The 15,716-nt window shown below is 63.0% G+C and carries 13 protein-coding genes and 1 tRNA gene; 12 read left to right on the top strand and 2 right to left on the bottom strand.

Going from position 1 to position 15,716, the window contains the following annotated elements:
- Nucleotides 1-110: 110 nt before the first annotated feature.
- Nucleotides 111-1,127 carry an aldose epimerase family protein gene (locus ASD01_RS24295; protein WP_034802744.1) on the top strand — a complete coding sequence of 339 codons (1,017 nt, stop codon included), beginning with the start codon at nt 111-113 and terminating at the stop codon, nt 1,125-1,127.
- Nucleotides 1,128-1,293: 166 nt separating this feature from the next.
- Here ASD01_RS24295 and ASD01_RS24290 read toward each other — a convergent pair.
- Nucleotides 1,294-1,368 (bottom strand) — tRNA-Gly (locus ASD01_RS24290).
- Between the two features lie 251 nt (nt 1,369-1,619).
- Between ASD01_RS24290 and ASD01_RS24285 the strand changes: the two genes are divergently transcribed.
- The 4 genes from ASD01_RS24285 (at nt 1,620) to ASD01_RS24270 (ending at nt 4,235) form a co-directional block, all read left to right on the top strand.
- Nucleotides 1,620-2,129, top strand: coding sequence for a prolyl-tRNA synthetase associated domain-containing protein (locus ASD01_RS24285; RefSeq protein WP_082572987.1), 510 nt, complete (start codon nt 1,620-1,622; stop codon nt 2,127-2,129).
- Between the two features lie 58 nt (nt 2,130-2,187).
- Nucleotides 2,188-3,162: a thioredoxin gene (gene trxA, locus ASD01_RS24280; RefSeq protein WP_034802750.1), complete on the top strand. Its 975-nt coding sequence runs from the start codon at nt 2,188-2,190 to the stop codon at nt 3,160-3,162.
- A 192-nt stretch (nt 3,163-3,354) separates the two neighbouring features.
- A complete protein-coding gene (locus ASD01_RS24275) occupies nt 3,355-4,035 on the top strand; it encodes an LON peptidase substrate-binding domain-containing protein (protein ID WP_034802753.1) in 681 nt (226 codons plus the stop codon).
- An 11-nt stretch (nt 4,036-4,046) separates the two neighbouring features.
- Nucleotides 4,047-4,235 carry a Trm112 family protein gene (locus ASD01_RS24270; protein WP_034802755.1) on the top strand — a complete coding sequence of 63 codons (189 nt, stop codon included), beginning with the start codon at nt 4,047-4,049 and terminating at the stop codon, nt 4,233-4,235.
- Between the two features lie 166 nt (nt 4,236-4,401).
- Here the strand turns inward: ASD01_RS24270 and ASD01_RS24265 are convergent, their stop codons facing one another.
- Complete coding sequence (locus ASD01_RS24265; RefSeq protein ID WP_034802758.1) at nt 4,402-5,616, bottom strand: ubiquinone biosynthesis hydroxylase; 1,215 nt, start codon at nt 5,614-5,616, stop codon at nt 4,402-4,404.
- 84 nt (nt 5,617-5,700) lie between these two features.
- On the opposite strand from ASD01_RS24265, the gene tesB reads away from it, so the two are divergent.
- The 7 genes from tesB to ASD01_RS24230 all read left to right on the top strand — a co-directional run bounded on the left by tesB (nt 5,701) and on the right by ASD01_RS24230 (nt 15,709).
- A complete protein-coding gene (tesB, locus tag ASD01_RS24260) occupies nt 5,701-6,585 on the top strand; it encodes an acyl-CoA thioesterase II (protein WP_034802762.1) in 885 nt (294 codons plus the stop codon).
- A gap of 234 nt (nt 6,586-6,819) precedes the next feature.
- A complete protein-coding gene (locus ASD01_RS24255) occupies nt 6,820-7,158 on the top strand; it encodes a P-II family nitrogen regulator (protein ID WP_034802765.1) in 339 nt (112 codons plus the stop codon).
- A gap of 28 nt (nt 7,159-7,186) precedes the next feature.
- Entirely contained in the window at nt 7,187-8,542 is a 1,356-nt protein-coding gene (locus ASD01_RS24250) for an ammonium transporter (protein WP_034802768.1), read from the top strand.
- A 235-nt stretch (nt 8,543-8,777) separates the two neighbouring features.
- Nucleotides 8,778-11,435, top strand: coding sequence for an FtsK/SpoIIIE family DNA translocase (locus tag ASD01_RS24245; RefSeq protein ID WP_034802771.1), 2,658 nt, complete (start codon nt 8,778-8,780; stop codon nt 11,433-11,435).
- A gap of 206 nt (nt 11,436-11,641) precedes the next feature.
- Nucleotides 11,642-12,304 (top strand): outer membrane lipoprotein carrier protein LolA, encoded by a 663-nt coding sequence (locus ASD01_RS24240; protein ID WP_034803111.1) that lies wholly within the window; start codon nt 11,642-11,644, stop codon nt 12,302-12,304.
- A gap of 180 nt (nt 12,305-12,484) precedes the next feature.
- Nucleotides 12,485-13,291 carry an exodeoxyribonuclease III gene (locus ASD01_RS24235; RefSeq protein ID WP_034802774.1) on the top strand — a complete coding sequence of 269 codons (807 nt, stop codon included), beginning with the start codon at nt 12,485-12,487 and terminating at the stop codon, nt 13,289-13,291.
- A 234-nt stretch (nt 13,292-13,525) separates the two neighbouring features.
- The gene (locus tag ASD01_RS24230; RefSeq protein WP_034802777.1) at nt 13,526-15,709 is read left to right on the top strand and encodes a TonB-dependent siderophore receptor; all 2,184 of its coding nucleotides are present in this window, start codon (nt 13,526-13,528) and stop codon (nt 15,707-15,709) included.
- The last annotated feature ends 7 nt before the right edge of the window (nt 15,710-15,716 follow it).

The raw sequence follows: 15,716 nt of genomic DNA, 5'->3' as shown, positions 1-15,716 counted from the left end.
CTTGGATCCTAACCGAGCCAAGGACAAAACATGCAGCAATTCAAAAGTGTACGGCGACCTTTGTGCGTCTGGGGAGACGCGCAGCGCTGTAGTGGGAGCCAGCGGTGAATATGCATCAGAACACGGAAATCTTCGGCCACCTGCCATCCGGCGAGCCGGTCCATCGTGTGGTGCTCTCCGGTGGCGGCCTCACCGCCCATGTCTTGACCTGGGGCTCGGTGATCCAGGACCTGCGCCTGGAAGGCCATGAGCCGCCGCTGGTGCTCGGTTTCACCGATCTCGAAAGCTATCTCGCCCATTCGCCCTATCTCGGCGCCACGCCTGGACGCTGCGCCAATCGCATCGGCAACGGCCGCTTCACGCTCGATGGCGAGGCCTACCAGCTCGAACTGAACGAGAAGGGCGTCACGCATCTGCACGGCGGCAGCGACAATATCGGCAAGCGCAACTGGACGATCCTAAAGCAGACGCCCGACAGCATCACGCTCGCCATTACCGACCCGGATGGCCGCGCCGGTTATCCCGGCAACTGCAAGGTCACCTGCACCTACCAGCTGAAGCCCGGCGGCGTCTTGAGCGTCGTCTACGAGAGCGAAACCGACCAAGCGACGCTCGCCAATGTCTGCCAGCACAGCTATTTCAATCTCGACGGCAGCGCCGACGCCCTCGGCCACGACATCATGATCGCTGCCGACCATTATCTGCCCACCAGCGAACGCCAGGTGCCGACGGGCGAGATCCGCCCGGTCGAGGGCACTGCCTTCGATCTGCGGGAAATGACGCGGCTCAGCCGCCAGACCGAAGGCGAGCGTATCGCCTACGACCATAATTTCTGCCTTTCGAACGAACGCATGGCGAAACATTCGGTGGCGCTTGCTCGCAGCATCGATTCGGGTGTCACGATGGAAGTGCTGACGACCGAGCCCGGCGTGCAACTCTATACCGGCGCAAAGCTGAACATCCCCGTCCCCGGCCTCGAGGGCCGCCGTTACGGCGCCTTTGCCGGCTTCTGTCTCGAAACCCAGATCTGGCCGGATGCGGCCAACCACGCCGGCTTCCCGAACGCGGTACTTCGCCCCGGCGAGATCCGCCGGCAGGAGACGGACTACGTGTTCATGAAGAGCTGAGCGCGGAAACGGCGACCGGCTTTACCAACAAAGGCAAAATGCAAAAGGAGCCGTCTCGGCGGTCCGAACCACATGGTGCGGACGGCACTATCGGCGCATGGAATGCCTGACGGCAAATGCCGTTTCATTCCAGAAATGACTGTGAAATGAAGTGGTTGGGAGAAATTGGAGCGGGTGAGGCGATTCGAACGCCCGACCCCAACCTTGGCAAGGTTGTGCTCTACCCCTGAGCTACACCCGCTCATCATCCAAGGTCCGGGGGTAGTCGGTGGACCGTGGCGTCGGCGCTGTCTTGCGGCGACGGGCGGTATATGGCCTAAGCGATTTTGGAATGCAACAGGGAAATGACGAGAAATCGAATATTTTTTTGGACACCCTTCGCAAAGCCCGGAAATGCCGCGTTTTCGGCCGGCCTCGCCGCCTGTGAGATTGCGTCCTGACGGCCTTCTCCCCTAAAGCAGAGACGAAACGAACGCCGTGGGGATGAGAATCATGCGTGAATCACAGCCGAAAACCGCCGAAGACCTCTTCAATTTTCTCGATGGACTTGGAATCGAGTATAAGACGAAGAACCACGCTCCGGTTTTCACCGTGGCCGAATCGGTGGCGCTTCGTGACGAGATGCCCGGTGGCCACACGAAAAACCTCTTCGTGAAGGACAAGAAGGACAACTATTTCCTGCTCACCGTCGAGGAGCACGCGACGGTGGACCTGAAGACCGTGCACCAGGTGATCGGCGCGGCAAGCAAGGTATCCTTCGGCAAGCCGGAGAAGCTGATGGAGTATCTCGGCGTCATTCCGGGGGCCGTAACCGCCTTCGGCGCGATCAACGACACCGGAGGCAACGTCAAGGTCATCCTCGACGAGGCGCTGATGACGTTCGATATCGTCAACTGCCACCCGCTTTCCAACGACGCAACGACCTCGATCGCTTCGAAGGATCTGTTGCGCTTCATGGAAGCGACCGGACACGAACCGCTTGTCTTGAAAGTCACGGCCTGACATACGATCTTTGGCGCGAATGCAGTAAGCTGGCGGACGAGCCGGCGAGGAGAGAAGAATGACGGGCAGCGACAATCCCTATGCAGGGTCTTTCGGCACTCAGATGACGGCTTCGGCCTCCTTCGGCCAGCCGGCGCCGGCGGCCGCGTCGGGCGGTGACCTGATCAAGGAAACCACCACTGCCAACTTCACCAAGGACGTGCTCGAAGCCTCCAGGCAGCAGCCCGTTCTCGTCGATTTCTGGGCGCCCTGGTGCGGTCCCTGCAAGCAGCTGACCCCTGTCATCGAAAAGGTGGTCACGGAAGCCGCAGGCCGCGTCAAGCTCGTCAAGATGAACATCGACGATCATCCCTCGATCGCCGGCCAGCTCGGCATCCAGTCGATCCCGGCCGTCATCGCCTTCGTCGGCGGACGCCCGGTCGACGGCTTCATGGGCGCAGTTCCGGAAAGCCAGATCAAGCAGTTCATCGAAAAGATCGCCGGTCCCGCCGTTGACGACAGCAAGGCCGAGATCGAGGCGGTTCTCGCCGACGCCAAGGCGCTCATCGATGCCGGCGATGCCGAGAACGCCGCCGGCCTCTATGGCGCCGTGCTGCAGGCCGACCCGGAAAATGTCTTGGCGATCGCCGGCATGGTCGATTGCATGATCGCGCTCGGCCAGCTTGCCGAGGCCCGCGAGGCGCTGTCCAGCCTACCGGAAGATCTTGCCAAGGATGCCGGCATTGCCGCCATCGGCAAAAAGCTCGACCAGATCGAGGAAGCCCGCAAGCTCGGCGATCCCAACGAGTTCGAACGGCGCCTCGCCGCAAACCCCGATGATCACGAGGCGCGCGTGCTGCTCGCCAAAATCCGCAACGTCGAGGGCGACCGGATGGCTGCGGCCGACCATCTGCTCACGATCATGAAGCGCGACCGGGCTTACGACGACGACGGCGCGCGGCGCGAGCTGCTTTCGTTCTTCGAGGTTTGGGGCCCGAAGGATCCGGCAACCATCGCCGCGCGACGCAAGCTCTCGTCGATCCTGTTCTCCTGAGCCGTCAGACATGTTTTTGAAAGGGGCGCTATCTGCGCCCCTTTTCGTAAGCGGATCCGATCACGATCCATCTTCACCTGTGAAGATCGACGGGCTCGTCCCTTGAGATTTTCAAGCAGCGCACCATCTTTTGATCTGGTTGACCACGCTTCCTTGGCGGGGCAAAGCGAATACCGGCAGGGTCTATCGGAAATGCACGTCGGAAATGCACGCTATCTCGGTCCGAAGGACTTGCCGGAGATCATTCCGGTGTTTCCGCTGACCGGTGCATTGCTGCTTCCCGGCGCCCAGCTTCCCCTCAACATCTTCGAGCCGCGCTACCTCGCCATGCTCGATGACGCCCTTTCCGGCAACCGCCTGATCGGCATCGTACAGCCGTCCTTCTGCGAGGGCCGCAACGACACCGCCACCGGACCGATGCAGGCGCTCTGCGAGGTCGGCTGCATCGGCCGCATCACCTCCTTTGCCGAGACCGGCGACGGCCGCTACATCACCTCGCTCACAGGCGTCTGCCGCTACCGGCTGTTTTCGGAAGTCGGGGGCACCCGCGGCTACCGTCGCTTCCGTATCGGCCCCTTTGCGGCAGATCTCGAAAACCGCGACGACGAGACCCTCGTCGACCGGGCAGCGCTTCTGGCCGCCTTCAAGGCCTATCTCGAAGCCAACAAGCTGAAAGCCGACTGGGAAAGCGTCGAGCGGGCGAGCAACCGCACGCTCGTGAACTCCATGGCGATGATGTCGCCCTATGGCCCGGCGGAGAAACAGGCGCTGCTCGAGGCTCCCGATCTCAAGACCCGCGCCGAAACCCTGATCGCCATCACCGAAATCGTGCTTGCGCGCGACTTCGGCGATATGGACAGCATTTTGCAGTGAGCAACGGATAGATGGATATCAACGCCAGCAAGGTCGATCCGAAACTGCTCGAACTGCTCGTCTGCCCGCTGACCAAGGGACGCCTCAGCTATCACGCCGAAGCCAATGAACTGATCTCGGAAAAGGCGCGCCTCGCCTATCCCATCCGCGACGGCGTACCGATCATGCTGATCTCGGAAGCACGCAAGATCGAGGATTGAGGGCCGCGTCGGCCCGTTACCCGTAGAGTTCTCGACTGCCCCTCATCCGGCCTGCCGGCCACCTTCTCCCCGCAAACGCAGCGAGGCGTCCCCTCTCCCATCCTGCGAGGAGAGGGCTAGTCCTCGGGTTTAACCCGAGGAGAGGGGCAACCCCAGCCGTAAAGCCTCAGATCGGCTGACCCGACAACAACCGCGGATCGGTCTCCCCGGCAATACCGGCCGCCTGGCGGATAAAGAAGCTCTTGAGAGATGGCAGCCGGTCGACGAGGCCCAGGCCGAAATCCCTGGCGATCCGGACCGGGGTGATGTCGTTGGAAAACAGCCGGTTGAGCACGTCGGTCGTAACACCCATGCGGAACGTGTCGAAACGCCGCCAGCTCTGGTAGCGCTCAAGCACCGCGAGCGAACCGATGTCGAGCCCGAGACGATCCGCCTCGACGATGGTTTCGGCAAGTGCTGCCACATCCTTGAAGCCGAGATTGAGCCCTTGCCCCGAGATCGGGTGAATGCCATGGGCGGCGTCACCGGCAAGCGCGAAGCGTGGTTTCACGAAATCGCGGGCAAGCGTCAGGCCGAGCGGAAAGGCCCGCCGTCCGCCGACCACCTTCAGGTGACCAAGCTTGTGGCCGAAGCGGCGCTCCAGTTCTTCCTCGAACAGGAAATCGTCGCCCTTGACCAGGCGTTCGGCGTCCTCGGTGCGCTCGGTCCAGACCAGTGACGAGCGATTGTTCTTGAGCGGCAGGGTGGCGAAAGGCCCGGCCGGCAGGAAATGCTCCTCCGCCGTGCCCTCGTGCGGCCGCTCATGCTCGACGGTGGTGACGATGCCGGACTGGCCATAGTCGAATTCGACGGTCTTGATGCCGGCGGCATCGCGCAGCTTGGAGCGCACGCCGTCACAGGCAACCAAAAGACGGGCCTCCAGTTCTTCGCCGCCGGCAAGCGTAACGGCAACTGCGTGGTCGCCGCTCTTGAAGCTCTCGACCATGGTCGACTGGCGATTGACCACGCCGAGCGCCGAGCAGGCACCGCGCAGTGCGCCGACCATCGCCGTATTAGGCACCATATGGGCAAACGGACGACCCTCGCCGCCGTCACCGTCGAAGGTCAGGAACACAGGCCGCACCGGATCGGCCGCCTTCGAATCGGTAATCACCATGCGGCGGATCGGCTCGGCCTCCGGCGCGATCTCATCCCAGACGCCAAGCACGTCGAGCATGCGCTCGGCCGCGGACGCAACGGCGGAAGCGCGCTGGTCCTTCTTCCAGGCGCCTTCCGGCGCGCCGTCGATCACCATCACGTCGAGATGAGGCGCCGCCTTCTTCAGCGAAACCGCGAGCGAAAGGCCGACATAGCCGCCACCGGCAATCAAGACATCGAGCATCGGCTTTCTCCGTCGCACTTGAGCATCGTTTTATGTCTATATAGATCAATGCCATCGACGTTCCTACCATCGGAGAAAGCCGAAATGTCGCGCCCCACCGAGACCGCCACCCCCATGGATGCGCTGCTGGCCATTCTCGATCTCGAAAAGCTCGAGGAAAACCTGTTCCGCGGCCGTAGCCCGCAGGTCGGCTGGCAGCGCGTCTTCGGCGGCCAGGTGATCGGCCAAGCGCTGGTCGCCGCGCAGCGAACCGTTGATGAGGGGCGTTACGTGCATTCGCTGCACGCCTATTTCATGCGGCCGGGCGATCCTTCCGTACCTATCATCTATGAAGTCGACCGCATCCGCGACGGTTCGAGCTTCGCCACCAGGCGGGTGGTCGCCATCCAGCACGGCAAGGCGATCTTCTCGATGTCCGCCTCTTTCCAGTATGACGAAGATGGTTTCGACCACCAGATCGACATGCCTGATCTCGCCATGCCCGAGACGCTTCCGGGCGAACAGGAACTCAAAGAGAAGTTTCTCGTCCACGCGCCCGAAGCAATCCGGCGCTATTGGGAAAGGCCGCGGCCGATCGAGATCCGGCCGGCGTCGCTGCAGCACTATTTTACCCGCAACGACGGCAAGCCGATCCAGGATGTCTGGGTCAAGGCCGTCGGCACGGTTCCGGACGAGCGCCATATCCAGGCAGCGATCCTTGCCTATCTCTCCGACATGACCCTGCTCGACACCTCGCTCTATGCGCACGGCACTTCGGTCTTCGACCGGAACCTGCAGGTGGCGAGCCTGGATCACGCCATGTGGTTCCACCGGCCCTGCAAGATGGACGACTGGCTGCTCTATACCCAGGACAGTCCGAGTGCGCATGGTGCCCGCGGGATGACCAGAGGCAGCCTTTTTACGCGTTCCGGTGTGCTGATCGCCTCCGTCGCCCAGGAAGGGTTGATCCGGAAAAAGGCATCTGAATAGGAAATAAGCAGAATCTTCGTTCTGCCTATTTTTTAATCTTCTAAAGTGACGATTTTTTGATGCGCCGCAGCAATCGTGCTGCGGCTTTCTTTTTTTCTATTTGTTTTCATTACTTTAAGTCGAGCGTCAGAATCTGGCACGCCCCTTGAATGTCATGGTTCGGTTGCACGGCGCTCTGGCGCTCCGCAGCAAGGAGAGACGGCCTCCGCCGGAGGCGAACAAGGATGAAACCAGATGAAAATTGTGATGGCCATTATCAAGCCGTTCAAGCTCGATGAGGTTCGCGAAGCCCTCACTGCTGTCGGCATCCAGGGCCTGACCGTGACCGAAGTCAAAGGCTACGGCCGCCAGAAGGGACATACCGAAATCTACCGCGGTACCGAATATGCCGTGAGCTTCCTGCCGAAACTGAAGGTCGAGATCGCCGTTCCTTCAGAACTCGTCGACAAGGCCGTTGAAGCGATCGCCGCAGCCGCCAAGACCGGCCAGATCGGCGACGGAAAGATCTTCGTCTACGCCATTGACCATGCGGTGCGCATCCGCACCGGCGAAACCGATTCAGAAGCGTTGTAAACCACGCCGTTCAGGGAGCACTACCTCGATGTCATCACTTAAGCTTTCCACCTCTCTTGGACGCCTGGGCGCAATGACCGCCGCCCTGCTTGCGCCGGCCGTGGCCTTCGCGCAGGAAGCGGCACCGGCGGCGGCCGCAGCTGTACCGGTGCCGGACAAGGCCGATACCGCCTTTATGTTCATCTCGACGCTTCTCGTCTTCTTCATGCTGATCCCGGGCCTCGCGCTGTTCTACGGCGGCCTGGTGCGCGCCAAGAACATGCTCTCGGTGCTGATGCAGTGCACCGTGATCGGCGCGACGATGATGATCGTCTGGGTCGTCTACGGTTACTCCTTCGCCTTCGGCGGCTCGACCAGCCCCTATTTCGGCGGCTTCGCCAAGATGTTCCTCGCCGGCGTCACCACTGAGAGCACGTCGGCCACTTTCTCGGAAGGCGTCGTCATTCCGGAATACATCTTCATGCTGTTCCAGATGACCTTCGCGGCACTGACCCCGGCGCTGATCGTCGGCGCCTTTGCCGAGCGCATCAAGTTCTCCGCAGCCGTGCTCTTCTCGGTACTCTGGGCGACCTTCGTCTACTTCCCGATCGCCCACATGGTCTGGGACGGCAACGGCCTGCTCTTCGGCATGGGCGCGCTTGACTTCGCCGGCGGCACCGTCGTTCACATCAATGCCGGCGTGGCTGGCCTGATCGGCGCGATCATGGTCGGCAAGCGCACCGGCTACGGCCGCGACATGATGGCACCGCACTCGATGACGCTGACGCTGGTTGGTGCTGCCATGCTCTGGTTCGGCTGGTTCGGCTTCAACGCCGGCTCGAACCTCGAAGCCTCGGGCGGCGCCATGCTCGCGACCGTCAACACCTTCCTTGCAACCGCAGCCGCCATCCTTTCCTGGTCGGCCGTCGAAACCTTCACCCGCGGCAAGGCCTCGATGCTGGGCGCCGCCTCGGGCATGATCGCCGGTCTCGTCGCCATCACGCCCGCCGCCGGCATTGCCGGCCCGATGGGCGCGATCGTCATGGGCGTGCTCGTCTCGCCGCTCTGCTACTTCTTCGTCTCTGTCGTGAAGAACAAGTTCCACTATGACGACACGGCAGACGTCTTCGGCGTCCACGGCGTCGGCGGCTTCTTCGGTGCGCTTGCCACCGGCATCTTCGCCTCCTCGTCGCTCGGCGGCATCGGTTATGCCGACGGCGTCACCATGGGCGGCCAGTTCATGACCCAGCTGACCGCGGTTGCCATCACCATCGTCTGGTGCGGCGTCGTCTCCGTCATCCTCTACAAGCTGGTGGACTCGATCGTCGGCCTGCGCGTCTCCGTCGAAGCCGAACGCGAGGGCCTCGACCTCTCGTCGCACGGTGAAGCCGCCTACCACAGCTAAGCGGATCGCGGCGCCGGCAATCCGGCGCCGCCTACAGTCCCGTCGCGATCCGCCCCACGCGGATCGCCCTTGGCCCGGATCGGAAGCTCCGGGCCTTTTTCGTGCCGATCGGTCCGGCTGCGACTGCTATTTTAGCGCCAACTACGCATGGTTAATGTCGCATTAACCGTACACCGCTTAGGTTGATTCCATGGCGCGCAATGCGCCGTGAAGATCGAGACGGGCAGCAGGCAACATGAGCAGAAGCAATCCGGCAGCGCTTGACAGCCGTTCCAACCGGTTCGTGCTAACCACCTTCGTTTGGCGACAGATCGCGTCGCTGGCGGGCTTTGCGCTGTTCGGCGCATTGGCGCTGGCCGTCGCAGCGCTCTCGACATGGAACGTCGCCGATCCCAGCTTCTCCTACGCTACGTCACAAGCGCCGACCAACGTGCTCGGTTACACGGGTGCTGCCTTTGCCGACATCTTCATGCAGTTCTTCGGGCTGGCCAGCGTCGTCGCCCTCCTGCCGGCCGTCGCCTGGGCCCTGGTGCTGATCGGCGGCAAACGTTTCGACAAGGTCTTCAAGCGCCTCGGTCTCTGGTTCGTCGGTTCCGTCCTAGCCGGCGCAGCACTCAGCTGTGTTCCCGCCCCCATCACCTGGCCGCTGCCCAACGGCCTTGGAGGCGTCTTCGGCGACATGATCCTGCGCTTCCCCGCGCTCTTTACCGGCGCCTTTCCGACCGGCACGCTTGCGACCATTCTTGCCTGCATCTTCGCCGTCCCCGCCGCCTGGTGCCTGGTCTATAGCGCCGGCCTGATCGGCGTCAGCGACGAGGAGGAGGAAGAGGAAATTGCCGAGCCGACGCCGAGCAAGGCGCGCACCGTGCGCGACGAACTGGACGAGGACGACAGCGAAGGCCCCTTCACCCTGCTGATGGGCTCCTTTGCCCATATGCGCTACACCATGCACGCGCGCATGCGCCGCATTTTCGGCATGAGCGGCACCCGCGCCACGCCCAAGCGCCAGTACGACGAACCCTATGATTTCAACAACGACGAGTTCGGCACGCTGAACGAACCCGCCCGGCCGAAGCCGATGGCCGCCGGCGACCGCATCGAGCCCTCGCTCGACCGCTCCGAGCGCCGCATCCTCACCCCGCCGCCGATCATGGCCGACGACGAGGATGACGACCTGCCCTTCGACATTGACGAGCGCCGCCCCGCCGGCATTCTGCCTGACGACGAAGACTACGATGCAGCCGCCGACTGGGCGCCGAAGGCGGCACCGCCGAAGCAGGGCCTGCCCAAGGGCGGCTCGCGCGTTTCGACGCCTGCTCCTCGCCCGAAGACGGGCCAGCGCGTCGAGCGCGAAGCCCAGCGCTCCTTCGTCGACGACAACGATGGCGACTTCACGCTGCCGCCGATGCATTTCCTTGCCGAGCCGAAAAACGTCGGCCGCGACGCCTCGCTCTCGCCCGATGCGCTGGAGCAGAACGCCCGCATGCTCGAAGGCGTGCTTGAAGATTTCGGTGTCAAGGGCGAGATCATCCACGTTCGCCCTGGCCCGGTCGTTACCCTCTACGAACTGGAACCGGCGCCGGGCATCAAGTCCTCCCGCGTCATCGGCCTTGCCGACGACATCGCCCGCTCGATGAGCGCGATCGCCGCGCGCGTCGCCGTCGTTCCCGGCCGCAACGCCATCGGCATCGAACTGCCGAACCAGCGGCGCGAAACCGTCTATCTGCGCGAACTCATCGGCTCGCGCGATTTCGAGACCTCCAAGGCCCGCCTTGCCATGGCGCTCGGCAAGACGATCGGCGGCGAGCCCGTCGTCGCCGATCTCGCCAAGATGCCGCATCTGCTCGTCGCCGGCACCACCGGTTCGGGCAAATCGGTCGCGATCAATACCATGATCCTGTCGCTGCTCTATCGGCTGAGCCCCGATCAGTGCCGCCTGATAATGATCGACCCGAAGATGCTCGAACTTTCCGTCTATGACGGCATCCCGCACCTGCTTTCGCCGGTTGTGACCGACCCCAAGAAGGCGGTCGTCGCACTGAAGTGGACGGTGCGCGAGATGGAAGAGCGCTACAAGAAGATGTCGAAGATCGGCGTGCGCAACATCGACGGCTTCAACAGCCGCGTCGAGCAGGCGCTTGCCAAGGGCGAACAGATCACCCGCACGGTGCAGACCGGCTTCGACCGCCAGACCGGCGAAGCCATGTACGAGACGGAAGAATTCGATCTGGCGCCGATGCCCTACATCGTCGTCATCATCGACGAAATGGCCGACCTGATGATGGTCGCCGGCAAGGACATCGAGGGCGCCGTGCAGCGACTCGCCCAGATGGCCCGCGCCGCCGGCATCCATGTCATCATGGCGACGCAGCGCCCCTCGGTCGACGTCATCACCGGCACGATCAAGGCCAACTTCCCGACCCGCATCTCGTTCCAGGTGACCTCGAAGATCGACAGCCGCACCATCCTTGGCGAACAGGGCGCCGAACAGCTGCTCGGCATGGGCGACATGCTCTACATGGCCGGCGGCGGCCGCATCCAGCGCGTCCACGGCCCCTTCGTCTCCGACACCGAGGTCGAAGAAGTCGTCGCCTACCTGAAGACGCAAGGCGTACCGCAATATCTCGATGCCATCACCGAGGATGACGACGAGGATGGCGAGGGCGGCGGCCCGGCCGGCACCTCCAATCTCGCCGATTCCGACGATCCTTACGACCAGGCGGTTGCGGTCGTCCTGCGCGACGGCAAGGCCTCCACTTCCTACGTGCAGCGTCGCCTCGGGATCGGTTACAATCGTGCCGCATCGCTGATCGAGCGCATGGAGCAGGAAGGCATCATCGGGCCGGCGAACCACGCCGGCAAACGCGAGATCCTCGTTCCGACCGAAGAGTAAGTCACCGGACCACAGGGCAATTCCCGCAGATTCGCGTGAGGCGAATGCATTGATAGAAAAGACGCCCGGCGGATGCGGGCAGAGGCTCTGCATAAAGGGCCAAACCGGTAACAGTCATGTGAGAGCGCGAGCGAAAAAGCTCGAAAATGGCGCCTTGAAGGCGCCGCACTTGCGCTCCAGATGATTCGTAAATGAAGGAGACCGAGATGACAGAGACTAAGACTGGCGAGCGCAACCACCCGGTGATGTCGCGCCGCCTCTTCGTGTGCGGGCTTGCGGCACTTGGCGGCATCGGCGGCACCGGTCTCGACCTCGGCCAGGCCTTCGCCCAGGCCCCGAGCGCTGCCCAGAAGATCGCCGACCATTTCTCCTCGGTGAAGACCATGGCCGGCGAATTCGTCCAGTTCGGCCCGCGCGGCGAGCAGACCGGCGGCAAATTCTATATCCGCCGCCCCGGCCGCATCCGCTTCAACTACGAGGCCCCCTCGCCGATGCGCGTCATCGCCGACGGCAAGTCCGTCGTCATCGGCAACATGAAGCTCAAGACCTGGGACATCTATCCGCTGTCGAAGACTCCGCTCAACCTGCTGCTCAGCGAGAGGATCGACCTGACCGGCAAGATGGTGCGCGACGTCAAGGAAGAGTCCGACCTCATCACCATCGTGCTTGGCGACCGTTCGATCTTCGGCGATTCGACCATCACCATGATGTTCGACCCGAAGACCTACGATCTGCGCCAGTGGACCATCACCGACGCGCAGAAGAAGGACACCTCGGTCATGATCTTCAATGTCAAGACCGGTATGGCGCTGGACGACAAGGTCTTCCAGATCCCCTATGACGAGGTCCGCAACAAGCGCGGCGGCTGAACGACATCACGCGCCAAGCCGACCTTCGCGCGTCCATTGGACGCGCGGTTTTTAGTGCGGCCTCGTTCAGGCATTCCTTGTCCCGGCGCGCCGGACCTGCTTAAAGCTCGGGTCAAACATCCATCCCGAGCCGGCCTTCCCTTCGCGAGCGTCCGGCCCCAGCCGATCAGGGAATGACGCATGGCCCTTTCCGTCGCCACTTGGAACATCAACTCCGTTCGCCTGCGCATGCCGCTGGTCGAGCATCTGCTGCAGACCTGGCAGCCTGACATCCTCTGCCTGCAGGAAACCAAGTGCCCGAACGACCAGTTTCCGTCCAAGCCCCTGAAGGCGCTCGGCTACAATCATATCGAGATGCACGGCCAGAAGGGCTATCACGGCGTGGCGACGATCTCGCGCCTGCCGCTGCATGAGCTTAGCGATCGCCGCGACTATTGCGGCATCGGCGACGCCCGCCATCTCTCGGTCGTTTTCGAGGCCGGCGGCAAGAAGATCCGGCTGCATAATTTCTACGTGCCTGCCGGCGGCGATGAGCCGGACCGCACCATCAATCCGAAATTCGGCCACAAGCTCGATTTCGTCGAGGAGATGAAGCTGCTGCACGCCGAAGCCGAAGCCGGCATTTCCTCGATCCTCGTCGGCGACCTCAATATCGCGCCGCTGGAAGACGACGTCTGGTCGCACAAGCAGCTCCTGAAGATCGTCAGCCATACGCCGATCGAAACCGAGGGGCTGACCACGGTCATGAACGGCGGCGGCTGGGTCGACCTGATGCGCCAGCACACGCCATCCCCGACCAAGCTCTACACCTGGTGGAGCTACCGGGCGAAGGACTGGGAAGCTGCCGACCGTGGCCGCCGACTCGACCATATCTGGTCGTCCGCCGACCTCGCGCCGGCGCTCAAGAACGTCGATATCCTGCGCGAAGCCCGCGGCTGGGAGCGCCCCTCAGACCACGTGCCCGTCATCGCGCACTTCGACATCTAGGACGTCATTTTCTGGGCGGCGGCACGCACCTTCGGCGCCCGCTGTTCCATCAAGAAAAACATGACTAAAAGAATCATATTTTTCTTGATGCGCATTTCCAAACGGACTATCCCTCTTGTCGGGCGGCGGGGACACCGCCTCCGATGGCCGCTCAGCCGTCGTTTTCACTGATATTCGGGTGCTTGGCTCTGGCTTTGGCCGGAGGGTTTTCGTGCGCCCGCAAGAGGGCCAGAGATGCCAAAGACCTTGCCGACCACCTTCCTGCGCGCCTCGCGCCGCGCGCTGTCCGCGACCACCGTGCTCGCCGCAAGCGCTGTCGCCGTGATCCTTTCGCCGACAGCGACCCATGCGCAATCGGCCGAAAGCCAGAAGACCACCCGTCTGGAAAAGATAGAAGCGACGGCCGGCAAGGCAGCTGCGGCGATCGCCGAGGATAACGACACGATCGTGCCGACACGCAACGTCTCGGCGCTGAAGACCGACACCCCGCTGATCGAAACGCCCCGCTCGGTCTCGGTGGTCACGCGCAAGGAGCTCGAAGAACGCGGCGTGCAGGACATGATCCAGGCAACGCGTTATGCCGCCGGCGTCACGACCGGCGCCTTCGGCTTCGATCCGCGTTTCGACCAGATCTATATCCGCGGCTTCGAGACGACGACGACCGGCGATTTCCGTGACGGCCTGCGCCAGCCCTACATGAACTACGGCACCTTCCCGACGGAGGTCTACGGCCTCGAGCGGATCGAGATCCTGAAAGGTCCGGTCTCGGTCATGTACGGTGCTGCCGGCGCCGGCGGCATCGTCAACCGCATCTCGAAGATGCCGGAGGAGGAGCCCCACCGCGAGGTCGAGCTGCAATATGGCACGATCGGTCGCGCCCAGGCCGCCTTCGATGTCGGCGGACCGGTAACGGCTGACGGCGACGTCCTCTATCGCATCGTCGGGCTTCTGCGAAACGGCGAGACCAACTACGACGTTGCCGACGATCGTTACCTGCTGCAGCCCTCCTTCACCTGGAAGCCGGACGAAGGCACGTCGCTGACGGTCTATGGCCTGGCGCAGAAGGGCGAAAGCGACGCCAGCCCGCGGGTGCTCGAGCATGACGGCCGGCTGCTGCGCTACAGCGACCCGGACTATGACTACCAGAAGGTCGGCCAGGTCCAGGCCGGTTACAAGTTCGAGCACGAGTTCGACAACGGCCTGACCTTCCGCCAGCACGGCCGCGTCAGCGATCTGGACCTCAAGGCCCGTTACCTGCAGTTCGGGACGGAGGTCGCGCCCGGCGTCTTTGACCGCTCACCCGTCGCCATCAAGGACGACCAGCGCGCCTACCAGATCGACAACCAGCTCGAAGCCAACTTCGACACCGGTGCGGCCTCGCACACGCTGCTGACCGGCCTCGATTACACCTGGATCACCTCGGACTTCGGCCTCGGCTTCGGCGCCGTCGATCCGGCCTATCGCTTCGATCTCAACAACCCGACCTTCGGCGTCGGCGGTCCGACGCCAGCACTTACCAGCTTCAGCGGGCGGGACCTTCGGCAGACGGGCATCTATGTCCAGGATCAGCTGGAGGTAGGCAACTGGCGCGCCGTTGGTGGCCTTCGCTACGACTGGGTCGACCAGACCAGCACCAACAAGAACACCGGCGTCGTCGATCGCAAGGACGATGGCGAACTCACCGGGCAGGCCGGTCTGCTCTACCTCTTCGACAACGGCATCGCGCCCTATGCCAGCTACAGCACCTCCTTCGTGCCGCGCACAGAGCTTTCGGCCGATGGCCGCGTGCTCGATCCGACGACCGGCGAGCAGGTCGAACTGGGCGTGAAGTACCATCCGGAAGGCGAAGCCTATTCACTGAGCGCGGCCTATTACCGGATCGTCGAAAGCGGCGCGCCGCAATACGTGTCCGACCCGTCCCTTCCCGTCGGCTACTACTACAAGTCGGCCGGCGAGGTGACGACCAATGGTTTCGAGGTGGAAGGACGCCGGGAGTTCGACAACGGCCTGAGCTTCATCGCCGCCTACAACTACAACGACGCTGAAATCACCGGAAACGTCGATCCGTCGCTGATCGGTAACGTGCCGTCGACGAAGCCGCGCCATGTCGCATCGCTGTGGGTGAACTATCTTTTGCCCGAAGACAAGCAGCTTGCGGGCCTCAGCCTCGGCGGCGGCGTACGGCTGGCGTCAAGCTCCTACACGTCCGATGCCAACACCGCCAAGAACGGCGGCGCCGTCTATTTCGACGCCTCGATCGCCTACGACTTCGGCGTCAAGAATCCCGAACTCGACGGACTGTCGCTCGCCGTCAGCGCTACCAATCTCGGCGATCGCCGCGAAGAGGTCTGCACCGATGGCTACTGCTATTTCGGCCAGGGCCGCACCGTGCTCGGTTCGCTGAAGTATCGGTGGTAGCGGGAAA

The sequence above is a fragment of the Ensifer sp. Root423 genome, from assembly GCF_001426275.1.
In the GTDB taxonomy this organism is placed as follows: domain Bacteria; phylum Pseudomonadota; class Alphaproteobacteria; order Rhizobiales; family Rhizobiaceae; genus Ensifer; species Ensifer adhaerens.
The sequence above is the reverse complement of the archived record's forward strand: the minus strand, read 5'-3'. Positions and strand labels throughout refer to the sequence as shown.

What these genes read in the sequence shown, in the direction of transcription:
- ASD01_RS24295 (WP_034802744.1), top strand. Translation starts at nt 111, where the DNA reads ATGCATCAGAACACGGAAATCTTCGGCCACCTGCCATCCGGCGAGCCG.
- ASD01_RS24285 (WP_082572987.1), top strand. Translation starts at nt 1,620, where the DNA reads ATGCGTGAATCACAGCCGAAAACCGCCGAAGACCTCTTCAATTTTCTC.
- trxA (WP_034802750.1), top strand. Translation starts at nt 2,188, where the DNA reads ATGACGGGCAGCGACAATCCCTATGCAGGGTCTTTCGGCACTCAGATG.
- ASD01_RS24275 (WP_034802753.1), top strand. Translation starts at nt 3,355, where the DNA reads ATGCACGTCGGAAATGCACGCTATCTCGGTCCGAAGGACTTGCCGGAG.
- ASD01_RS24270 (WP_034802755.1), top strand. Translation starts at nt 4,047, where the DNA reads ATGGATATCAACGCCAGCAAGGTCGATCCGAAACTGCTCGAACTGCTC.
- ASD01_RS24265 (WP_034802758.1), bottom strand. Translation starts at nt 5,616, where the DNA reads ATGCTCGATGTCTTGATTGCCGGTGGCGGCTATGTCGGCCTTTCGCTC.
- tesB (WP_034802762.1), top strand. Translation starts at nt 5,701, where the DNA reads ATGTCGCGCCCCACCGAGACCGCCACCCCCATGGATGCGCTGCTGGCC.
- ASD01_RS24255 (WP_034802765.1), top strand. Translation starts at nt 6,820, where the DNA reads ATGAAAATTGTGATGGCCATTATCAAGCCGTTCAAGCTCGATGAGGTT.
- ASD01_RS24250 (WP_034802768.1), top strand. Translation starts at nt 7,187, where the DNA reads ATGTCATCACTTAAGCTTTCCACCTCTCTTGGACGCCTGGGCGCAATG.
- ASD01_RS24245 (WP_034802771.1), top strand. Translation starts at nt 8,778, where the DNA reads ATGAGCAGAAGCAATCCGGCAGCGCTTGACAGCCGTTCCAACCGGTTC.
- ASD01_RS24240 (WP_034803111.1), top strand. Translation starts at nt 11,642, where the DNA reads ATGACAGAGACTAAGACTGGCGAGCGCAACCACCCGGTGATGTCGCGC.
- ASD01_RS24235 (WP_034802774.1), top strand. Translation starts at nt 12,485, where the DNA reads ATGGCCCTTTCCGTCGCCACTTGGAACATCAACTCCGTTCGCCTGCGC.
- ASD01_RS24230 (WP_034802777.1), top strand. Translation starts at nt 13,526, where the DNA reads ATGCCAAAGACCTTGCCGACCACCTTCCTGCGCGCCTCGCGCCGCGCG.